Consider the following 20723-nt stretch of genomic DNA (forward strand, 5'->3'; position numbering starts at 1 on the left):
AAAGACATAAGCCTCTAACCGCTTGAGATAACAACAAGGACAGCTCAGGACTGAGACACTACAGCTCAGGGCTGTCCTTGTTTTTTCGATTCTTTTTGGGTTCCAGGCAGAACTAAAAGTCATTTCCCTGCTCAGGGATGCTGCCGATGGAATTGATATCTGGCCTGATGGAACTCATCCGGGCTGTCCGGCGCTTCGCTCTCGCAGTAGTCGCTCAAGTGGGCTTGGCTCAGTTGCCATCCTGCTCGCTCGGCGATTTCCCGCAGTTTATCCAAGAATGCTTCTTCCATGTCGAAATGCAATGCCTGCAGCATACTCGTGCCCCAGAGGCTGAAGCAGCCGTCATTGCTGTATTTGACCAGCGGGCTCTCGGCTATCGGGCGCTTGGCTTCACCGCGCCAGTAACCCAGGTACTCACCATAGGGCAGTTCGGCCACAAAGGCGATGTGCTTGCAGGTATCACTAATGGCTTTAACGTTGGCAGCTACTTCGGGGTCGGCCCAGTCATCTTCATTCAGGTAACTGGTATCCTCCCACGGCGCCCAATCTTCATCTTCAGGAAAGCGGACGAACAGCTCGCTTTCAAACCAGTCTCGGCAATGTTTAAGCAGGAAGGCCAAATCTTCGGGGCAAGCTTCATTGCCCAGTCTGTGACTGGATATAAAGGTTGTCGGCATAGGTCCCTCTTGGTTGGTGTAAGTTATTGATGGTTAAATTCAATTTTCTTGGCGGCTTTGCGACAGTGGCCTGAAGACCAGTGAGGGAAAGGCCCGGCTCAGAAGCTCGCTGTCCAAAGACAGCGCTTGAAGCACTATGCCCTGTGTTTCCGGCTGCAGCTTGCCAAACTTCCTTGGTCGATAGATTTTGAGGCAAGCCCGGGCCTCAAACAGTTGATATGGCGCCAGAGCCGAATTTAATTTGCGCTCCTTGAGGCCTAACTTGAGGCGGACATTGTCCCCGAGCCGCTCAGGCAGCAACGTCGGCGCCAACTCGCTTGCTAAGTTGGCTTGCCGCTCCTTGGGGATCAAATAAGCGCAGCAATCCGGGTTATCCAGCAGTAGACGGGTCAAGCGTTGCAGCCAAGGCGTCAGGGGCTCGCGGTCTTCTGGTGGCATCACCAGCAAGAGTTGCTGCTGGTGGAGCTCGTTGGCGCGCAGATGACGAAACAGCCACAGTGGGCCGCCGAGCAGATCGGACAGCTCTTTGAGCCTCGCCCGCTCGGCTTGGGCCTGCTGCCGCTGCTTTGCCAGCGCCTGCGACAAGCGCTCAACCGATATCTCTTCGCGTTTAAGCTGGTACAGATTCAGGTATTCACCCAGGGTTTGGCTGTAGAGCTCCAGATTGTAGCGCCCCTTACGGGGCACCAACTCGCCGCCGACAGAAAAGGGGCGGCAGTCACTCACTCTGAGGTCGGCGCCGAAATGGCGCCGACAAACCCAGGTAGCTTTGAGCCCTGCCAGTTTGGCCGGCAAGTAGTAGCGTGCAACTACCGGCAAGCTAAGCAATATCAGCAGGGCATACAGCAGCCAGTTGATGGCCTTCAAGTCAGGCCTCGGTCGGTAGATGCTGACGTACGGCCATTACCTGTTGCATGAAGCTCTGCTCTGTGTGGAACAGTTGCCGCAGCAGTTGACGGAAGTTTTTCACCAGCTCATGTTTGACCCCGGGTTCATCCTCAAGCACCACCCGGAAGTAGTTGCCTATGGCCTCAAAGGAGATGAGATCTGTCTGTTCGCCAAATTGGCTTTGGCAGATGGCCTGGATGATCCTGCTCCAGTCTTCGGCGTTCATCTCCAGTGGCAGCAGGCTTTGCACACTGGCGGCCAGCTGTTTCATAGTGGTCGAGTCCAGCTTGAAGATCACGTTGACAAAACCGAAGTTGGCCATGATCTGGTACAGATCGCGAAGATCCAACGGTACGGCCTCATCAGGGGCTTGTGCAGAATCTTCTGTGGTCTTGTCCTCGGCTGAAGTTGCGGCGCTGACGGCTTGCCATTCAATCTCATGCTGTACTTCCTCGAGGGCGCCCAGCACAGCTCTCGGGGTGGCAAACAGTTCACGGAACAACTGCCCCAAGGCCTGCACCTGAGTCAGGCTTGATACCTTGGCGGGCTCTACCTCGAAGACACATAGACCTTCATCATCCTGGGCCTGCAGCGCTTGCGCCAGCTCAGGTGCTCTTTGATTGAACACGGCACAGATAAAGCGTTGCCAGTTGACGGGATTATCCATATTGGCACCAGGGCACTGGGCCTCGATGGCCGCGCCCAGGGCGCGGGTTTCCTCAAACGCCAGATCCAGGCGAAAGCTGATACCCTGCAAGGTAACCGATTGGCGGATGATGCGACGGAATTTGAGCCGGGTTTTGTTATCTTTAAAGGTAACACTTGGCTCAATTTCGGCCCCCGGCGCCTGAGGTGTTTGGGATGGCTGTGGTTTTGGCTGCTGAAGCTCTGCCAGTTTGGTCGCTGCCTGCGCCGGGCATACCGGTGGCCGCATGGCCTCAAGGTCTGCAATCGCCGAGACTATGACGTCATCACCATAGTAACGGGCAATTATTTGTAGATATTGTCTGGCCTTTTCACCATGCATCAACAGAAAGCCCAATGGATTCATGCCATCGGCATCTGGGGTTTGCGGTTTGACAAAGCCTATGCTGCCCGAGGATTCTGACTTGAGATTCGGATCCAGCATCCAGGGATCGGCCCCCAGTTCCAGCAAACACTCGAAGATCCCGGGGCGATCGGCGAAGGCGGCCTCGAGCAAGGGATGGCTACGCCCGGGCGTCAGTTGATTGATCTTGGCTCCCTGTTGCACCAGTTGAGTGACCAGCCCCTTCTTGCTGGCTTCGACAGAAGAGTGGGCATCGTAACAGTACTGGCTGGTGATGGCCGCCAGCAGTGGGGTGTCGCCCAAAGGCGAGACGGCATTGATATTGGCCCCGCGGCTCAACAAAAGGTCGATACAGGATTGAATACCAAAGGTGCAGGCCGTCATCAGCGGCGTTGCCCTGGAGTCGGGATCCGGATCCAGTACCTCTATGTCCATTCCGAGATCCAACAGGGCAGCCACAGTCTTGGCGCGATCGATTGGATTGATGTCCGAATAGTTGGACAAACATTTATGCATGGCATTGGAATGATCGAAGCCGCCGACATGATGAATGTCAGCACCGTGCTCGGCAAACCAGCGCAGCAGTTCCGAGCGTCCCGGCATGGCGGCGGCAAAGATCAGGTTATTGCCCAGATTGTTGACTTCATGGATGTTGAATCCGGTTCTTTGCCACAGATAGCGGACAAACTTGAGACTGGTTTCTTCGTTGATAATAGAATGATATCTCTGAACCGTGCTCATCACCCCGGATTCGTGGAACTGTCCCACGGGCACTGTCGGGTCGACACCATAGTCGATCAGCAGATCAAACATGGGACGGCAGTATTCAAAGTCGTTTTCCGCATCGTAAAGAATGCAGGAGAAAATATGGGTGATATCCGGTTTGGTTGGCGTGCGCTCCACATCCAGGGAGTAGGGCTGATCCACAGCGGCTCCCGCCTCCAGCAGAATTTCCACCGCACTGAGATAGAGTTGTTTGTGTTGTTTGAGCTTGGCGTAGCGGAAACAGAGGAAATACAACAGGCTCCAACGACAGGCATCATTGCCATCCAAACAGAGGCGATCCAGATCCTGTTCGCGCTCTATCAGAAGCCGGAATAGTTCCAGGCCGTCCTCTTCAAGCTCCCACAGTACATCTTCGGTCAGCCAACGTACCTCGGTCCAGGCGCGCATTGTCGGGAAACGTTGCAACAGATATTGCGCCAAAGACCAGCGTTTCTTATGCAGTGCCAGGGTAATTGCCGTCGCCGGGGCTTTGTGGTTGCCAGAGAAGCTCTGATGCACATCGGCCAGTTCAAAATCCGGGAACAGGGCAACGATATCGCCCACAAGTTGCGGACTTTGCAGTGAGTGTATCGCCCAGGCGACCGCATCGGCCGGGATCTGGAATTGTTGTCTCAGCTGCAGCAGGCGCCGTATTACAGGTTCGTTGCGGGTGCGTATCGCCAGCCCCAGCAGTGAACCTCCGTCATATTGCCGTTGCAGATCCAATCCCAGACGCAGCAAGAGTTCAAAAATGGCTTCGCGATCCTGAGAGGTTTCCTCGGGTTTGTTGGCGAAACAGTGGAAATAACCTGAGACCATCTCCTTTGTGACTTCAACCTGGGTATCACTCAAGGCAATTAAGGTTTCCAGCGTGGCCAGGTCACTGCAGTATTCGAACGCCCAGTTAAGGGTATTTGGGCTCAAGGGCGGCTGGAAACCTTCGCCCAGCATCTGCTGCACAAACTCATGATCTCTGCGAAGCAAGGCGATATCCAGAGCGGTCCATGCGGAATCTGTCTGCAGCAGGCTGCTGAGCCCTGCCTCCTGCAGCATGCTGAACATGGCACGCTTTTGCGCCGGGTTGGGCTTAACCCTGAGATGGCTTGGATAGAAATGGCTTACCCACATTTCATCATCCATACGGCAGTTTTCATTCACCGGCTCGCCGCGCAGAGCAAAGTTGGGGTTGATGCCACCTTGCAACAATACCTTGAGCAGTTCGAGCCTGGCCTGGCTGATAGTCAGAAACAGGGCACTGCGATTCTCAACGGGATCCACGGCGCCGTGGCGCAGCAACATGGCGACTTCATCCAGTCTGTCCTGCTCCATGGAACACAAGGCATAAAGAGGCGTGCAGAAGAGTTCGGTGCCACCGGCTGTGGTGAAAGCGAATGCCTGGTTGACATCGGCGCCCTTGGCAATGGCCAACTCGGCAAATCGGCAGCGTTGGCTGGATGACAGGTTGGTGTGACACAGGATAGGGCCGATAACCGACTTGCCAGTGAAATTTGCTTGGGTTGTCAGATAACGCTCAACCTCGGCGGCATCGGCAGAAAACAGATCCAGGCTGTCATCCAGTACCAGACGGGACTGCAGCTTCTCCTTGTTCAGCAGCATGCGCGCCACTTCCGGCTGATGGTGGCTGATATCCGCTCCCAGTTCTACCAGGCGAGTCAACAACAGGCGTTGACCATTCTTTATCGTCATCGCCAGCAAGGTGTTACCAGAGTAACGTCGCTCTAAGTCACAGTCGTATTGCTGTTCGATCAACATATTGAAAATGGAGAGTATTTTCAGTTCTGGCATGGGAGAGTTGAACAGCTGAAACAGCAGTGAATCACAATATTCGCGCTCTTCACTGCCTTGATATTCAATGCCGTGAGACAACAGTAACTGCACAGTTTGTTGCTCCAGCGCCGGGTTACGACTGAAGCAGTGCCAGAAGAAACATTCATCATCCAAAAGCGGCAGTTGCTGTTCCAACACCGCCTTGACCATACGATAGTCACCGCGGCAGGCGGCCAATGACAAGAGGTTAAATTCACCCTGCCACAGGATATTGAGATTAACCTCTTGCTCGCTGAGCATCTGCACCATCTCTGCCGAGCGCAGCGCTCGTTGCAGCAGATGATTGGGTTTACGCTCTTTATCCAACAAGTGACGAATACCAGCGCCCAGTTTTAATAGGTGCTGGACGACTCTGTCAAACTTGGGATCGGCCTGTTCCAGCACAAAGTCCAGTGGCCTACATTGGCGAAGTCCGTCCTGAACCAGGCTGTGATCGACATTGTCTGTGCTGACAATTTGGCTGATAGCCACCAGATCCTGGTTGAGAATGTGATCCTTGAGCGCACCGCCTAAGCTGCGGCTGTCTTCCGTGAAATGTTCCATTGATTAGTCTCTTGATGTTGTAACTGCATCACCGCCTTGCGGGCGTGATTACACTAAAGGGTCTAAGTCCATTGATAAACCGGACAAAAGGGACAGCAAGTGTGAGAGATTGCCCCTATCACTAGCGCCATTTGGAGTCGTTTTTACTTTATGAACCTGGGGCTGTTATCACCGAAATCCATGATGGCCAGCTCGCTTTGGTTTGCCGCACCGTCAATGATGCGTTTGACCAGTGACAAACAGTCGCGAAAGCTCTGCTCTGCTTGGCCCAGACAGTTGTGGTGCACTATGGCGCCGTGGCTGAGTATGCCAAGGGCTGTGAGCCGGGTCTGAAACTCCCGGGCAAATGCCTGTATCTGCCCGGCTTCATCGTCGCCGGATAAATACTCAAGCGCTAAGAAAAGCATTGAATCGCTGAGCTTTTCGACACATTCGGCGTCGAGCTCAAATTCAGTAATGAGTGTATTGAGTATCTCGATTGATGCGGCCACCTCAGTATTCAGCTGGATAATCAGCATATAAGGAGCGTCATAGTCGTCGAGTCGATTGAGATAGCGTTGTACTTCGTCGGTGGGTTGGGCGCTTTGCCACTGTGCAATACCTTGCATATATTTCCCTGTCATGGCGGCCTTGAGGCCTGTCCTGAGCGTTATTTCGCCGAGTCTGCCTAGATTGAGCTTGTCAACGAAATGGTCGCCGGAGATTATTCCATTGGCAGGCTTTTTGGCAAAGTTTGTTAGGGAAAATATTTGAGGTAGCCCGTTGTTTACTCGATTTCCACACTGACAAGGTTTCCGGTAACATCTCGCGGTGACAGAGCTTGCCGATGCAGGCATCTGTGCCGTTATTTCGTCTTTTTCACACGAGTATGGGAGGCAGTGTGGTGCGCATGGAAGCAATAGAGGAAGGTTTCAAGTTAGTAGCCGAGGCCAAGTTCCGTAACAAGTCTGCCCTGGATAGAGCCAGAAAAATCTGGTCGGGGAACAATGTAAGGCCTTGCCTGGATAAGTTTGTTTTTCTATTGAAAACGACTGATTGGAGCAATCACGCTGAAGCCGAATTGTGTGCCAAGGTTGCCGTTGCCTTGTGTTCATCAAAAATATCCATTGCTTCAAGTATCATCTCTGCCAAATCCCCCGATATTATCGCCGTTACCAATACTCTTCTGGATCGAGGGGAGTGTGAGCTTATCGCTGATCCCAAATCTAACTTCAGCTCGGTAGAGCTGGCCCTGACCCTGTGCCAGCTTTATTTCTATCATGCTTATTCAGACCCGCAGACCCGCGCCTCGATAGCTCCGACTGTGGTAAAAATGCTGGAGTTGTACCCTAACCTTGATTGTTCCCTGGCGCTGGGGTGTCTCTCCTGTCATCCGCAAGCCGAGAGCCTTTATGCGAGGGTGATATATGCCTGTATGCTCAATCGTGACATCTATCGGCGTTGTCCTGCAATAGCCGATATTGCCAGAGATATGCTGGCGGCCGGTGAATACAAAGGCTTTTTGTATAAGCACTCTTTGAAAGTCTTTGAGAAAGTTATCTCCTTCAAAGAGAGCTGGGATGCATCTGAACTCGGCTATCTTATTGAACGTTTGCTCATTGAGCCTCTTGATTTGGAAATGCGCAGCCAGGCAGAGTTAATTGAATCGAATCATAGGCTTGCCAAGTTGTTCAAGAACAAGTCGGACAAAAAATATTATAAGCAACAGGCCGAGTATATTGAGCATCATTATCCGGAGTTTATTAGCCTCAATCGCCAGGAGGCAGCTCGCAAGTTGGCTGTGTCCCGGAAGTTTTATGATTTTGCTTGCCGCGTTGCCGGGCAATATGCTGCCATCAATGACAAGGCCAGACAGCTGTCTGAGCTACTGCTCGAGGCCAATCGCTTTGCCAACGGCCCGAAAAAGTTTGCCCCCGCGTCAACTGCGGTGAATAGTTTTAAAGATTTCGGGTTGAAGTTGCTGGTTATTGAAGAACTTATGTATAAACAAGACTCGCTTTCGCCCAAGTTTTCATTGGCGGAGTTTGCCGCAGAGTATTGTGGTGGCGAAATTGAGCGCAATGATGCCGGGGAGATACCACAGGTGATAGATTTTTATCAGGCGCTGGATATCGCCGATACGGAACTGGCAAAGGTAACCGAGCTCTATCAGGACGATGGTTTATCCGGTGGGGCTGAGGTCTATTACAATATCAATCCTTATTGGGATCTCGGATGCGGCGACAGCATATTAGCGGTGAAGGATATCGCGGCTGAAGACTTAAGCCTGCTTCCCAATCTTAAATTGATCACCACCACTGACCTTAACAACCTGAGCGCAGGTTTTATTGCGGCAGCCGAAAAACATGGCGTTAAGATCATCGAAGAGTGGGATTAGGCCGTTTGGGGATGGCACAACCTAGCTTGGTTTTCGCATAGGTTGTGCCCAGGTCAATTAACCACTGACAGGCGGAAAATCCAAAATAGCGGTGGCGACATTGAAGTAGACGATGACACCTATGATATCGGCTATCGAAGTCACCAGCGGCGCGCTGGCCGAGGCCGGATCCAACTTGAACTTGCTCAGCAAGAAGGGCAGGGACATGCCTATCAGGCTGCCGATAATCACCACAAGTTGCATGGTCAGAGCCACCACCAAGGCGATATCACCGCCGCGCCAATAACCCAGGGTAAATACCGCAATGGCCATGGTGGCCCCCAGCAAGCCGGCGACAAACAGCTCTTTGGCCAGCAGCGACAGCCAGTCTTTGAGGACGACCTCCCCGGTAGCCAGCGCCCTGACCATCAAGGTGGCAGACTGCGAACCGGCGTTACCGCTACTGCCGATGAGCAGTGGCAAGAAGAACACCAGAGCAACATAGGCTGTGATGGTATCTTCAAAGTAGGCGATCCCTGTGCCGGATAACACATTGCCGAACACCAGCAACACCAGCCAAAAGACTCGCTTACGATAAAGCATGCCAATGCTGGCTTCCTTGAAAGAGCATGCCAACTGCCCCACAGCTCCGTGTTTGTTGAATTCAGCATCGGCCTGGGCACTGGCTACATCCATGGCATCATCATAAGTGACTATGCCGACCAGTTGGTCGTTGCTGTTGACCACCGGCAGCGCCAGCAGATCATAGTGGGCTATCATCTGCGCCGCTTCTTCTTTGAGGGCTTCCGCTTCTATGGCAATGGTTTGCTCTTTCATAAAGTCTTTCACCAACGCCTTGGGCGGCGCGATGATGAGCTGACGCAGCGACACATTGCCTATCAGGCGGCCGCGCTCATCCACCACATAGGTCTGGTAGATGGTTTCCAGATCCGCTGCCACTTTCCTCAGGCTGTCTATGGCCTCTTCTGCGGTTTGATTGACCCGCAGCAGGGCATAGTCGGAGGTCATAATGGAGCCGACCTTGGAGTCATCATAGGCCGCCAGGGTACGCATGTCCTCGCGCTCCGCCTTGGCCAGTGTCGGCAGCAGCAGGGCTTGTTGCTCAATATCCAACTCGTTGTAGAGGTCGGCGCGTTCGTCCGCCGCCATCTCCATGATAATTTTCCCAAGGGTTTGATGATCCAGTGCTTCCGCCTGCAGCTTTTGCTGCTGATGGGACAGATACCGCAGCAGCGCCGCTGCGGTTTTGGGCTGGCACAGGGTCAGTATTGAGGCCGTTTGCTGGCTGTCGAAGGCCGGCAGCACGGCGGCTATGTCCGCCGGGTGCAGCTCGGATGCCAGCATCTGCATCGCCTTGGCGTCTTTGTTGGCCAGAATAAGGTGCAGGTTGAGTATGATGTTGTTGCTGTTCATAGGTCATTCTCCCAATGAGCTATCAAGAAAAGAAAAATTGTATGCCGGCGCCAAATTGGCGGGCGCCACCGCCATACTGATTGCCATAGCCCAATTGCCACTGCCAATGGGCGTTGGGCTGGTTTTGCCAGAGTAGCTGGTAGCCATAGTCGCCTTGGCCCAGATACTGGTTTTCAAACAGCAGGGTTTGCTGCTGAACTTTGAAGCCGGCTCCCAGGCCAAAAATCATTGCCGGGCCTTCACCCGACTCCAGGCTCAGCCCCAAGTTGTTGCGCACAAAGAAGCCCTGGGTGGCAATCGGCAGATCGCTACTGACTAGGGCGTGACCCTGCCAGCCATCTCTGTGATGACGCCCTAGCTCCAGTGCCAGAGCCTGAGTCTGAACCTGGGATAAGCCGTTTGTGGCCAGCGGTTGTTTGTAGCCGAGTTGCCAGCCGCGGCTCTCATGCCTGTCCCAGAGAGCATCCCGGTTGTCTGTTTGCAGTTCCAGCGCCAATTCGCTGCCAAAGACGGTTTGGTTGAGCCCCAGGGCAAAGCCGTTGTTGCCCGCTTGTCGTTGCCAGTCGACAGCGAGTTCTGTGGCAGCGGCAATATCGGGCTCTTCCAGCAACTGAATGCCAGCATGCAGTTGTCCATGCCAGAGCAGGCCGCCCAGCAGCAGCGCATTGGTATATCTGAGTTTCATGCTTGTTCCTCCTGTGTGGGGGAACACTCAAGGTCGTAGATGGGGCAGCAAGGCTGTCCTAAGTAAAAACCTTTGTGGTTGCATTAGTTTGCAGCCACAGGAGAACACTGCGGCATGCGTGAGCATGTCAAGCTCAACAAGGTTTTATGGGGAGTAACGGAAAAAGGATTCTTTAATACGCTACTGCCAGGCTCGGCAGTAGTTTGCGAAGCTGCAGACTAGTGCCGGGCAAATAATCCTGTCTGACTGACAGGACATCTACTGTCACCTATGTGTGTGTCCACAGTGGGTCTCCGTATGGTTAATTCAGCGGCGATTGTATGGTCGCAAGCAAACAAGTCAAGCGGGAGATTGAAAAAGGGTGTCAAACAAGGTGTTGGGGTCAAAAACAGCGGTTTTATGTTACCTCTTTGTTGAATCGCTGGGCCGTATCTGGGTGAAATGGGTGGCCGGAAGGTTGTTGGTGGGCGTTATTGGACAAATCTCCTCACCGGCTTAATATCAACACTATCACTCAGCAGAGTTACCGGAGCCGCAGCGTTTTTCATGTCTTCCAATATCCGCATCGCCAGCCTGAATCTGTTCAACTTTGCCATGCCGCCGCTGGCGTTTCATGAGTTCAACAACATCTATACCCAAGGACAGTGGCAACAAAAGTGTGACTGGATAGCCCGCTGGTTGCAGCAGGCGCAGCCAGATCTGGTGGGCTGGCAGGAGGTATTCAGCCCCGAGCCGCTACGCGAATTGTGTCAGGCAGCCGGTCTTGCCCACTTTGCGCTGGTGGATTCGCCTGTCATAGAAGGTTTTGTTGCCCGTAAGAGTGTGGTGGCACTGGCAAGCCGTTATCCAATCGTTTCTTTGGCGGCGGTGGCGCTGGATACCGAACTGGCACTTACTCTAGGGCTTAAGGATGAGTTTCAAAGCAGTCGTCAGATACTGAGAGCCACCTTGATGCTGCCTGGGCTCGGCCACTGTGATACCTATGTGGTGCATTTCAAATCACCTCGTAACAAGTTGCCCAAGGGCGCGGTCGAGCAGCAAGGTGCCGCGGGGCTGCTTGCCGAGAGTGCGCTGGGACGCTGGTCAGCCACTTTGCAGCGTGGCAGTGAGGCGATGCTGCTGTATCAGGCGATACTCAAGCGGCGCCAGCAAAGCGGCAACGCTGTGGTGCTGATGGGGGATTTCAACGCCGGCATAGATTCCAGTGAACTCAAGGGTCTATTGGTGGGCGCCGGACAGCTCTACAACGGGGATATTCGCGCTGCGGGTCTTTACGGCCTGCCTGATGAAAGGCTGAAACTGCAGCTGGCACATTTTCAACTGTTTGACGCCTGGCAGCTCTGGCGAGAAGCTTCTGAGCAAACGGGCGAGCGAATGACAGTGACTCGCCCCGTGACCCATTTTCACGGCTCTCAAGGCAGTGTGGTCGACTATCTGTTGTTGAGTCAGGAGTTTGATGCCCGTAGCCAGCATAGCCTGGCAGAAGTGGTGGATTATCGGGTCTATGACAGGCACCTACTGCGGCCGCAGTTTGAGCTGGATGCCCAGGCGAGCGACCATACACCGATTTTGGCAGAAGTCCGTTTACGCCATCCCTGATTAGGTCGATGATTTTGCCGGCTTCTGGTTTTTAACTGGCTCAGAATGAGTTTTGTTGCTGCCTGCTTGTTGGGGTTGGGAATTTACAGCCGATGTGCTCGCCCTTTACTCGCCGAAGAAAAGGGGCTTAAATGCGGCAAAGCCTTTACATAAACAGGAACAGAGGATGTTTAAGAAATTGCTCGCGGCAGTTGGCGTTGGCGGCGCCAGTGTCGATACTCGTTTGCTCAATGCCAGCCTGCAACCTGGGCAAACCTTCGAAGCCCGAATTGTGCTCAAGGGCGGCGAGGTAAGCCAGGATATTGCCGGCCTGGAGCTGGCCTTAATGACCCGGGTCAAGGTCAGTGACGGCGACAGCAGCCACTTTATCAATCATTGTCTGGCCAGCTGGCGTATCAGCGAAGGCTTTGAACTTCAGGCCGGAGAGATGAGAGAACTGCCTTTCATTGGTCAGTTGCACCCTGAGACCCCATTTACCCAGTTGCCGGTGCGTAACAATCAATGCCGGGTCTGGCTGCAAACCGGGCTGGCGATAGATTACGCCATAGATCCGGGCGATCAGGATCTGCTGCAGATCCAGCCTACCCAGCTGTTGCTGCACCTGCTGCAGGCCATGGAGGAGTTGGGCTTTGTCCTTAAAAAAGCCGATGTTGAGCAAGGCTATATCAACACCGCTGATTTTCGCAGTGGCTCAGGCTGCTATCAGGAGTTGGAGTTTGTGCCAACAGGGCGTGGGATCCGCCTTTTGCGTGAAGTGGAGCTTACCCTGGTTCCCGATGGCGAACAAACCCATATCTTGCTGGAACTGGACCGGGCCTTTCGCGGCGATGGCTATCTGAGTCTGACCTTGGATAATCAGGCTGATTATCCCCAGGTATTGGCTGCGTTGCGGCCTCATCTGGCTTGAGTCGGTTTAATGCCGTCCCCCTATTTCACAGTGTGCGGCGATAACGCCGCTTGAGAGGAGAATCCTATGTTGATTGCATGTCCCCAGTGCGCTGGAATGAACCGGGTACCGGAAGAACGCCTGTCTCAAGGCCCTAAGTGCGGCCACTGTAAGCAACCTTTGTTTCAGGGCCTTCCAGTAGAATTGACTGATGCCAACTTTGCTAACCATGCCCATAAGTCAGAGCTGCCGCTGGTGGTGGATTTCTGGGCCAGCTGGTGTGGCCCCTGCAAACAGTTTGCTCCCATATTCGAGCAGAGCGCTGCCGAACTGGAGCCGGAGTTTCGGTTCGGCAAGCTGGATACCGAGGCTCAGCAAGCGCTGGCGGCCCAGTATGGGATCCGCTCCATTCCGACCATAATGCTGTTCAAAAATGGCCGAGTGATAGCCCAGCAGGCCGGTGCCATGCCCAAACAGGCATTTCAGCAGTGGCTCAAGAGCCAGCCTGCTTGAGGCTGGATAACAACAAAGCTCTGGTAGTGCTGGTGCATGGCTTCAACAAAGATGAGCGTGACATGGGATTTTTGGCCCAAGGCTTGTCCCGGCAATACAGTATCCTGTGCCCCAGATTGCCCACCCGTTTCGGCTCACTGCAACAAGCGGTAGTGACCTTACGCCAGGCGCTGGATGAGCAGAAATGGCAGCAGTATCCCAGGGTGCACTTTGTGGCTCACAGCATGGGAGGCTTAATCGTTAGGCAACTGCTGGCAGAGCAGCCGCCCGGCAATTTGGGCCACAGTGTGTTTATTGCCACGCCCCATGATGGTTCTCCGCTGGCGAGCCTGGCCGATAAGCTTCCGGGATATTCCAGGTTATTTCAGCCGCTGCAATCTTTGCTGCCGGGGCAGCGCTGGGCAAGTTGGCGCGAAGATAGTCAGGCTCATCTTGGGATCATCGCCGGCAGTGGGACTCAGGATCCCTTGGGCGCCTTGATTGACGGCGAGTCCGATGGCCGGGTACCCCTAGCTTCTACCCGTTGTGATGATGCCAGTGATTGGATGGTGTTGCCCCTGTGCCATAAGGCCATACATTGGCATCAGGATACGCTGGCAGCGGTACAGGCCTTTCTTGAGCGCGGCCGCTTCGGCCCTGACTAAGGGGCTAAGAAAAGTGCCGCTGAGTCGCTCGGATGCTCCGGATAAGCTACAGATTGTCATTCCGGGCCGGGTTCGCACCTGGCAAAATACTCAATTATTATTCACTGAGGGTTTCCAGGCTCACTCAGTTTCAGGTGCACTCAGTTTTAGGTGAGCTTATTTATCAGGAGCGAATTTGGCCGCGAAAAAGGGATGGTTTAGGCGACTGACAGCCTGGCTGATAAAACTGCTGTTGGGGCTGATGATACTGTCCCTGCTGATGGTGATTGCCCTTAAGTTTGTTAACCCGCCGCTGTGGAGCTGGCGGATTGAACGCTATTGGTTTCCGCCGGCGCCGGTCACACAGGTACAGCGCCAGGTGCAACACCAGTGGCAGCCGCTGACTCAGATATCTGCCAATATGCAACTGGCGGTGATCGCCAGTGAAGATCAGCGTTTTGCCCTTCATTCCGGTTTTGATCTCAAGGCGATTCAGAATGCCATAGAAGATAAGCTTCAGGGGGAGCGCCTCAGAGGCGCCAGCACCTTGAGCCAGCAAACCGCCAAGAACCTGTTTATGTGGTCTTCGCGCAGCTTTATTCGCAAGGGAGCTGAAGCCTGGTTCACCCTGCTTCTGGAGCTAGTGTTGGATAAGCCCAGGATCCTTGAGTTGTATCTGAATATTGTCGAATTCGGCCCGGGGATCTACGGCGTCGAAGCGGCGGCACAGCACTACTTTCATAAGAGCGCCGCGCAGTTGTCGTCCCGCGAGGCCGCCTTGCTGGCCGCCTTGTTGCCCAATCCCTGGCAATATCAAATCAATCCCCCCAGTGCTTACATGAACCGCCGCGCCGACTGGATCCAGCAGCAGATGCGGCAATTGGGACGGCAAATGCTTAAAGACCTGGATTGATTTCAACGCCGGTATCTAATTCTTGGTCGCTAGCGCTTGAATTGGCAACGACCCGATTGCGGCCACTGTTTTTGGCTTGATAAAGCGCGCCGTCGGCCCGTTTGACGGCCGCTTCTATCGACTCCGAGCCAATTTCGACCTCGGCTACGCCTATGCTGACAGTGCAACTGAGCCCGTCTCCCTCATCTGTGTTAATCAGCATCATTTCGATGGCCAAGCGTAGCTGTTCGGCGCGTTGCAAGGCTTGGTTTAGGGGGGATCCCGGCAACAAGAGCACGAACTCTTCGCCGCCGAAACGGGCCGCCATTTCGGCTCCTTGACAGTGTTGCTTCAATAGTTTGGCCAGGGCGACTATGACCCTGTCGCCCCAGTGATGACCAAAGTTGTCGTTGATCTGTTTAAAGTTGTCTATATCCAGAATAAGTACAGAGATAGCCTCGCCATTGCGGCCGGCCAGCTTAAGTTGATAGTCGGCTTCGGAATAGAAATAACGCCGGTTATAGAGTTTGGTCAGAGGGTCTGTGGCCGCCTGGCGCTTGAGCTCTTCCTGCGAGGCGCGGATATCTTCAAGAATTTTGATCCTATAGGAGATGATAAACGCCAGGGTTAGGCCTTCCAGCATAATGCCGATACCGACTCCATGACTGCTGAGGTAGCTCGGAGAGATCAAGCCCTTGTAGAAGAGCACGGCTATGCCATTGAAGATAACGAAAAAGCTGTGGCCCACCAGAAAGTACTTCACCAGAGGATTGCCCTTGAGATAGAGGGAGATACTCACAGAGAAGGTCACCAGCATCATGACTGCCGCCATACTGCTGGCGGGTTTGAGTGCCGCAGAGATATCAAACAGCCCCCAAATCAGAAAGGCAAATAGCAGCAACAACAGCAATTGCAACACCTTGTGTTCTGAGGGATAGAATTGCTTGGTTTCGAAGATGGCCATCATAAACAACAGCAAGAAAATCGGCATGGTGAGCAGCGACAGGTTGAGCATAAAGACGCTCGAACCGTAGGCGTTGAATACGCTGGCGACTAGACCATAGGACAGGGCTATCCACACCAGACCGGAGATCAGATACAGCGAATAGTAGATGTTCTCTTTCTTGCTGCTGGCGAAATACAGCAGGCCGTTGTAGAACACTAATGCCAGCAACATACCCACCATGATCGCAATATCATAATGGGTGCTTACCAGAGCTCTTCGCGAATTGTCTTCATCCATCAGTGTCATGGCAAACCATTGATGGGAGTAAACATGGCTACGAATATACAGGGTTGTTATCTGATCTGACGCCAGAGTCAGTGGGTAGACGACAGCGCCCCGATACATGAGTGGGTTGTCGGCGGCCTGTTCGAGATCCAACCGCTCGTGTCGCTGCAGTTGTTGACCGCTTTCTTCATAGATATCGATTTGCTGCACATGGTAAGCATGAGGCAGGTGCAAAAACAGCGGCTTTGCCTGCGAGAGCCTATTGTGCAGGTTCAGCTTGAACCAAGTGACTCTGGCACTGGTACCCAAGGTGGTGACATTATCGGTTACGCCGAAAGGCTTCTGGCGTGCCTGCTCAAAACCAAGGTTTTGGCTGTCATCAATAAAATAGCCAATTTTGAACTCTTCGAGTGCAACACTGTTGTGTTCTATGTCAATGACCGGAAGGCTAGCCTGTTCTTTTGCAACAGACGTTAGGCTGGCCAGCAGCAAAAACATGCATAACAGCATGTATCTTAATTCCATTTAAGTATCCATCTTCCCCGGCGTTGGCATGTCCAAGCGCCTCTTTATTGTTCAATGGTACCCAAGGATAAAAAGTGTCGCCAGCATTACCGCTTGTTATGCGGTTTCTTGTTTGAATGACAGTATCTTGCAGTTGGGCAAATTGTAGAGTGGTGGGTTGATGGCGCCTCATTTAGATGTTGCAGCTTATATTTAGGCTCATTTGGGACACTAAAAAAGGCGACCCTGAGTCGCCTTCTTGCTTGGATGCCGATTATCGGCGCTTAACGTGGGCCCGGCTCGGCATAATGGGTCATCCAGTCTTTGACCTGGTTATACCAATAGATGGAGTTGTTGGGCTTCATGATCCAGTGGTTTTCATCGGGGAAATAGATCATCCGCGATTCCACTCCACGGCTTTGCAGGGTGCGGAACAGCTCAAAACCTTGACCTACGGGTACCCGGTAGTCCAGCTGACCATGGCTCACCAGCGTCGGGGTATTGAAACCGGCGGCAAAGTAATGGGGTGAAATCGACTGGTAGATCTCCGGGTTTTCCCAGTAGTGGCCGAAACGGGTGCTGTGCACGGCGAAGTCGGAAGCCATCTGGGAGTACATGTCGTACACGGCGGCATGGATCAACAGCGCCTTGAACGGATGTTTCTGCCCGAGGATGATGGAGGTCAGATAGCCGCCGTAGCTGGCACCACCGGCCACCATGCGATCGCTGTCGATCCAGCTCTTTTGTTCAAACCAGTCGGCCGCCTTGAGGACATCATCCAGAGACTTGTTTTTCCAGTCCGGGTTGATGGCATCGGCAAAGTCCTGGCCGAAGCCGCTGGAACCGTGGAAATTGGGCCAGGCGGTGACATAACCCCAGGAGGCGAAAGTCTGGGCGTTCCAGCGATAGTGGAAACCATCACTGATGGCGTTGTGTGGGCCGCCGTGTACCAGCATAAACAGCGGGTACTTCTTGCTGCGATCGAAACCCGGTGGGTAGTGCACCCACATCTGGATATCTTGGTTGTTGTAACCCTTGTAGGTCACAGACTCATAGCTGCCCAGATCCACATCCTTGAGCAGTTCGTCATTGAACTGCTCCAGCCTTTGGCCCTTGCCGTTTTTGGGATTGATCGCCAGCAGTCGCGCCGGATAAAGGAAGCTGTCGTTGAGGGCTATCAGGGTGCCTTTCTTGCCTATCTGCGGCTGACCATAGTTGGTGTCCTTGGTGATCGCCTTCACTTTGCCGCTCTTGGCATCGATATGATAGATACGGCTGGTGGCGGCATCATCAATGGCGGCGTAGAAGCCTTTACCATCCGGCGTCCAGCTGAACTGAGACACAGATCTGTCCCAATTGGCGGTCAGAGTCTTGAGCTTACGGCTGTGGATATCCAGCAGCATCAGCCTAGAGGTGTCGGCATAGAAACCCGGGATCTTCTGGCGAGTGAAGGCCAGCGTCTTGCCGTCGGGGCTGAAGCTGGGGCGGCTATCGGGCGCTTCGTTGTCCGGCGTCAGGTTTTCTGCCTTGTCTGAGCCTATCTTGCCGAGGAAGATGTCCAGCTTGGGATCGACCCGGTTGTCGGAGCCGTAGGCGTTGAAGGCGATCAGTTTCTCATCGGCAGACACATCATAGCTGCCGGCACTTTGACTCGAACGAGGCAGCTCATGGCCCAGCGTTTGAGTAATGGCTTCTATCTCGCCGCCCTTGGCGGGAATTCGGAACACATGCGCCTGACGACGTTCATCCAGCCAGTGATCGAACTGGGCATAAGGCAGGGCATTCCACTGCTTGGCCGAGGTCTTGTTGTCCTTGTCGGCTTTCAGCTGCTCTTGCATCTGCTTCCAGTCCTGCCCGGGGAAGATGTTGCTGATGAAATAGAGATGTTTACCTACCCATTTGATGCCGTACACGCCGGTAGGCACCTCTGTCAGCCGCTGGGCTTCACCCGGGCCATTCATTGGCAGCAGATAGATCTGCCCGGCATCGTCTTCATTGCGCTGGCTGACAAAGGCCAGAGTGTTGCCATCGGGAGAAAATACCGGGTTGCTCACCTTGAGTCCGGCAGCAGTCAGTGGGCGTTGATGTTTGCCATCGGCATCAAAGTACCAAAGTTGGGTCAACCCTTTGTCGGCCTTGACATCATACTCGGTCACGGGGGCGATGATATGCTCGCCGCCTGGCGATACTACCGGGCTGCCGATACGCTTGAGTTGCCACAATAGCTCAACCGACAAGGGCTTGCCCGACTCTGCCCACGCCGATGCCAGTGGCATCAAGAGGCAGAGCAACAGAATTCCAACCTTCTTCACGGAAAGTCTCCTTTAGATACAGATAGTTATTATATTCGGCAGCTGAGGCTGCCTCGGGAGTATATCCCCGGATGATGAAAACAAGCTTATCCGGGCTGGATTTGATGGGATTATTTTGTGTAACTTTCTGTGAATGATGTCAGAGGAATATTGATTGAACCCAGAGCCTTGGAGGGGATTTCAACCTTGTTCCTCGCCGAGTTATTTATAATTAGAAGCTATAAAGAATAATAACTTAATATTTTGTCGTGCTTAAACAAGCGCCTATTATGCGTTAGATTCTCTCTCTATATACCGTTTCCCGTATAAGGTTCCATATGTCTATTGCAGTTATCGCAGCCATTGCGGTATTTCTCGGTGTTCTGTTTATTCTGTTTCTCCAACAGCAAAAAGAGCACAAATTATCCCGTCTGGTGCTGATCGGCTTAATCCTCGGCAGTGCCTATGGTTTCCTGATGCAGTCTTACTTTGGCGTGGACAGCCAGGTCACAGCAGAGGCGCTCAGTTGGATAGCCATAGTCGGCGGTGGTTATGTAGCCTTGCTGAAGATGGTGATCATGCCCTTGGTGTTGGTGTCCATGGTCGCGGCAGTGGTCAAGTTGGATAAGGGCGGCTCGCTCGGCAAGATCTCCTCCCTGACCATATTTATTCTGATGGCGACCACGGCCGTAGCGGCTTTGATAGGTATTCTGGTCACTTCCATCTCAGGGATTTCTGCCGAGGGGCTGATAGCCGGTAGCCGGGAAACGGCGCAAATGGCAGTATTGGATACCAAGGCGGCTTCGATTGCCGATCTGACTGTACCGCAAATGCTGCTGAGCTTTATTCCGGTAAATCCTTTTGCCGATCTGGCCGGTACCCGTTCCACTTCCATCATTGCCGTGGTGATTTTCGGTATCCTCCTCGGGATAGCGGCCCGCAAAGTGATGCATGAGAAAGAGCAACTGGAATCCCCCATACGGACCTTTGTTGAAGGTGCGCAGGCGATTGTTATGCGCCTGGTGAAGATGATTATGGCGCTGACTCCCTATGGTATTGCCGCGCTGATGGCCAAGGTGGTCGCCTCTTCCAGCGCTGCTGACATGCTCAACCTGTTGGGTTTTATTCTGGCCTCTTACGTCGCCATCCTGCTGATGTTTGTTGTTCACGGCATGCTGGTGGCCATGGTGGGTGTTAGCCCACTGGACTACTTCCGTAAAATTTGGCCCGTGCTGACCTTTGCCTTCTCGTCGCGCAGTTCGGCGGCGACTATTCCGTTGAATGTCGAGGCTCAGGTGACCCAGCTGAATGTGCCGCCGGCCATTGCCAATCTGGCGGCCTCGTTCGGTGCCACTATCGGCCAGAACGGCTGCGCCGGTATCTATCCTGCCATGTTGGCTGTGATGGTGGCGCCCAGCATGGGCATAGATCCACTGGACTTGCATTTCATGCTGTCCTTGATTGCCATAGTGACCATCAGCTCCTTCGGGATAGCCGGTGTTGGTGGCGGTGCAACATTTGCGGCGCTGATCGTCCTGCCTGCCATGGGGCTGCCGGTGGCCATTGTGGCGCTGTTGATCTCCATCGAACCGCTGATTGATATGGCGCGTACCGCCTTGAACGTATCCGGTTCCATGACCGCCGGTACCATGACCAGTCGGCTATTGAAGCAAACCACGGAAAACCAAGCGGCCGAGCAGCAATAAGTTAGCCCCGGCTATCGGCTTGATAAAAAGGATGCTTCGGCATCCTTTTTTAACTCGTGCTCTCAACCCCAAAAGGGGCAAGCTGGATCTTTGTTGTCTCAGACGGTTATAATTCCGCCATCCTCGCCTATTGGAGCTCACGCCCAAATGAACAACTGACACCTGATCACCAATCTTTTTTACTTTTCCATTATTAGATTGGCAGGGTCGGTCGGCGTGTTCGCTCAAGTCTTT

General features: G+C 53.6%; 15 protein-coding genes. 7 read left to right on the forward strand and 8 right to left on the reverse strand.

Annotated elements, in window-relative coordinates:
- Positions 1 to 131 precede the first annotated feature (131 nt).
- The 4 genes from CBE72_RS04335 to CBE72_RS04350 form a co-directional block, all read right to left on the reverse strand.
- A complete protein-coding gene (locus CBE72_RS04335) occupies positions 132 to 677 on the reverse strand; it encodes a hypothetical protein (protein ID WP_100142463.1) in 546 nt (181 codons plus the stop codon).
- A gap of 39 nt (positions 678 to 716) precedes the next feature.
- Positions 717 to 1544: a hypothetical protein gene (locus CBE72_RS04340; protein WP_100142464.1), complete on the reverse strand. Its 828-nt coding sequence runs from the start codon at positions 1542 to 1544 to the stop codon at positions 717 to 719.
- Position 1545: 1 nt separating this feature from the next.
- Positions 1546 to 5769: an ankyrin repeat domain-containing protein gene (locus tag CBE72_RS04345; RefSeq protein ID WP_100142465.1), complete on the reverse strand. Its 4224-nt coding sequence runs from the start codon at positions 5767 to 5769 to the stop codon at positions 1546 to 1548.
- Positions 5770 to 5912: 143 nt separating this feature from the next.
- A complete protein-coding gene (locus tag CBE72_RS04350; RefSeq protein WP_100142466.1) occupies positions 5913 to 6377 on the reverse strand; it encodes a hypothetical protein in 465 nt (154 codons plus the stop codon).
- A 281-nt stretch (positions 6378 to 6658) separates the two neighbouring features.
- On the opposite strand from CBE72_RS04350, the gene CBE72_RS04355 reads away from it, so the two are divergent.
- The gene (locus CBE72_RS04355; protein ID WP_157929033.1) at positions 6659 to 8146 is read left to right on the forward strand and encodes a DUF6892 domain-containing protein; all 1488 of its coding nucleotides are present in this window, start codon (positions 6659 to 6661) and stop codon (positions 8144 to 8146) included.
- Positions 8147 to 8203: 57 nt separating this feature from the next.
- On the opposite strand, the gene mgtE is transcribed toward CBE72_RS04355, so the two are convergent.
- Entirely contained in the window at positions 8204 to 9559 is a 1356-nt protein-coding gene (gene mgtE, locus CBE72_RS04360; RefSeq protein WP_100142468.1) for a magnesium transporter, read from the reverse strand.
- Between the two features lie 22 nt (positions 9560 to 9581).
- The gene (locus CBE72_RS04365) at positions 9582 to 10244 is read right to left on the reverse strand and encodes a hypothetical protein (protein WP_100142469.1); all 663 of its coding nucleotides are present in this window, start codon (positions 10242 to 10244) and stop codon (positions 9582 to 9584) included.
- A gap of 546 nt (positions 10245 to 10790) precedes the next feature.
- Here CBE72_RS04365 and CBE72_RS04370 point away from each other — a divergent pair.
- From CBE72_RS04370 to mtgA, 5 genes are all read left to right on the forward strand, one after another.
- Positions 10791 to 11843 carry an endonuclease/exonuclease/phosphatase family protein gene (locus CBE72_RS04370; protein ID WP_100142470.1) on the forward strand — a complete coding sequence of 351 codons (1053 nt, stop codon included), beginning with the start codon at positions 10791 to 10793 and terminating at the stop codon, positions 11841 to 11843.
- 166 nt (positions 11844 to 12009) lie between these two features.
- Complete coding sequence (locus CBE72_RS04375) at positions 12010 to 12750, forward strand: sporulation protein (protein ID WP_100142471.1); 741 nt, start codon at positions 12010 to 12012, stop codon at positions 12748 to 12750.
- Positions 12751 to 12816: 66 nt separating this feature from the next.
- A complete protein-coding gene (gene trxC, locus CBE72_RS04380) occupies positions 12817 to 13242 on the forward strand; it encodes a thioredoxin TrxC (protein WP_100142472.1) in 426 nt (141 codons plus the stop codon).
- Positions 13218 to 13886 carry an alpha/beta hydrolase gene (locus CBE72_RS04385; RefSeq protein WP_157929034.1) on the forward strand — a complete coding sequence of 223 codons (669 nt, stop codon included), beginning with the start codon at positions 13218 to 13220 and terminating at the stop codon, positions 13884 to 13886. Before trxC ends, CBE72_RS04385 begins: the two co-directional genes overlap by 25 nt.
- 175 nt (positions 13887 to 14061) lie before the next feature.
- Positions 14062 to 14778, forward strand: coding sequence for a monofunctional biosynthetic peptidoglycan transglycosylase (gene mtgA / locus CBE72_RS04390; RefSeq protein ID WP_100142474.1), 717 nt, complete (start codon positions 14062 to 14064; stop codon positions 14776 to 14778).
- On the opposite strand, the gene CBE72_RS04395 is transcribed toward mtgA, so the two are convergent.
- Positions 14762 to 16513, reverse strand: a complete 1752-nt coding sequence (locus CBE72_RS04395; RefSeq protein WP_100142475.1) for a sensor domain-containing diguanylate cyclase — start codon at positions 16511 to 16513, stop codon at positions 14762 to 14764. The genes mtgA and CBE72_RS04395 overlap by 17 nt on opposite strands.
- Before the next feature lie 263 nt (positions 16514 to 16776).
- Positions 16777 to 18804 carry a S9 family peptidase gene (locus CBE72_RS04400; protein WP_100142476.1) on the reverse strand — a complete coding sequence of 676 codons (2028 nt, stop codon included), beginning with the start codon at positions 18802 to 18804 and terminating at the stop codon, positions 16777 to 16779.
- Between the two features lie 317 nt (positions 18805 to 19121).
- Between CBE72_RS04400 and CBE72_RS04405 the strand changes: the two genes are divergently transcribed.
- Complete coding sequence (locus CBE72_RS04405) at positions 19122 to 20489, forward strand: L-cystine transporter (RefSeq protein ID WP_100142477.1); 1368 nt, start codon at positions 19122 to 19124, stop codon at positions 20487 to 20489.
- Positions 20490 to 20723: the final 234 nt, after the last annotated feature.

Source organism: Shewanella carassii, from assembly GCF_002777975.1.
GTDB lineage: Bacteria > Pseudomonadota > Gammaproteobacteria > Enterobacterales > Shewanellaceae > Shewanella > Shewanella carassii.

Coding starts and splice junctions, on each gene's coding strand:
- CBE72_RS04335 (WP_100142463.1), bottom strand. CDS start 677: ATGCCGACAACCTTTATATCCAGTCACAGACTGGGCAATGAAGCTTGC.
- CBE72_RS04345 (WP_100142465.1), bottom strand. CDS start 5,769: ATGGAACATTTCACGGAAGACAGCCGCAGCTTAGGCGGTGCGCTCAAG.
- CBE72_RS04350 (WP_100142466.1), bottom strand. CDS start 6,377: ATGCAAGGTATTGCACAGTGGCAAAGCGCCCAACCCACCGACGAAGTA.
- CBE72_RS04355 (WP_157929033.1), top strand. CDS start 6,659: ATGGAAGCAATAGAGGAAGGTTTCAAGTTAGTAGCCGAGGCCAAGTTC.
- mgtE (WP_100142468.1), bottom strand. CDS start 9,559: ATGAACAGCAACAACATCATACTCAACCTGCACCTTATTCTGGCCAAC.
- CBE72_RS04365 (WP_100142469.1), bottom strand. CDS start 10,244: ATGAAACTCAGATATACCAATGCGCTGCTGCTGGGCGGCCTGCTCTGG.
- CBE72_RS04370 (WP_100142470.1), top strand. CDS start 10,791: ATGTCTTCCAATATCCGCATCGCCAGCCTGAATCTGTTCAACTTTGCC.
- CBE72_RS04375 (WP_100142471.1), top strand. CDS start 12,010: ATGTTTAAGAAATTGCTCGCGGCAGTTGGCGTTGGCGGCGCCAGTGTC.
- trxC (WP_100142472.1), top strand. CDS start 12,817: ATGTTGATTGCATGTCCCCAGTGCGCTGGAATGAACCGGGTACCGGAA.
- CBE72_RS04395 (WP_100142475.1), bottom strand. CDS start 16,513: ATGGAATTAAGATACATGCTGTTATGCATGTTTTTGCTGCTGGCCAGC.
- CBE72_RS04405 (WP_100142477.1), top strand. CDS start 19,122: ATGTCTATTGCAGTTATCGCAGCCATTGCGGTATTTCTCGGTGTTCTG.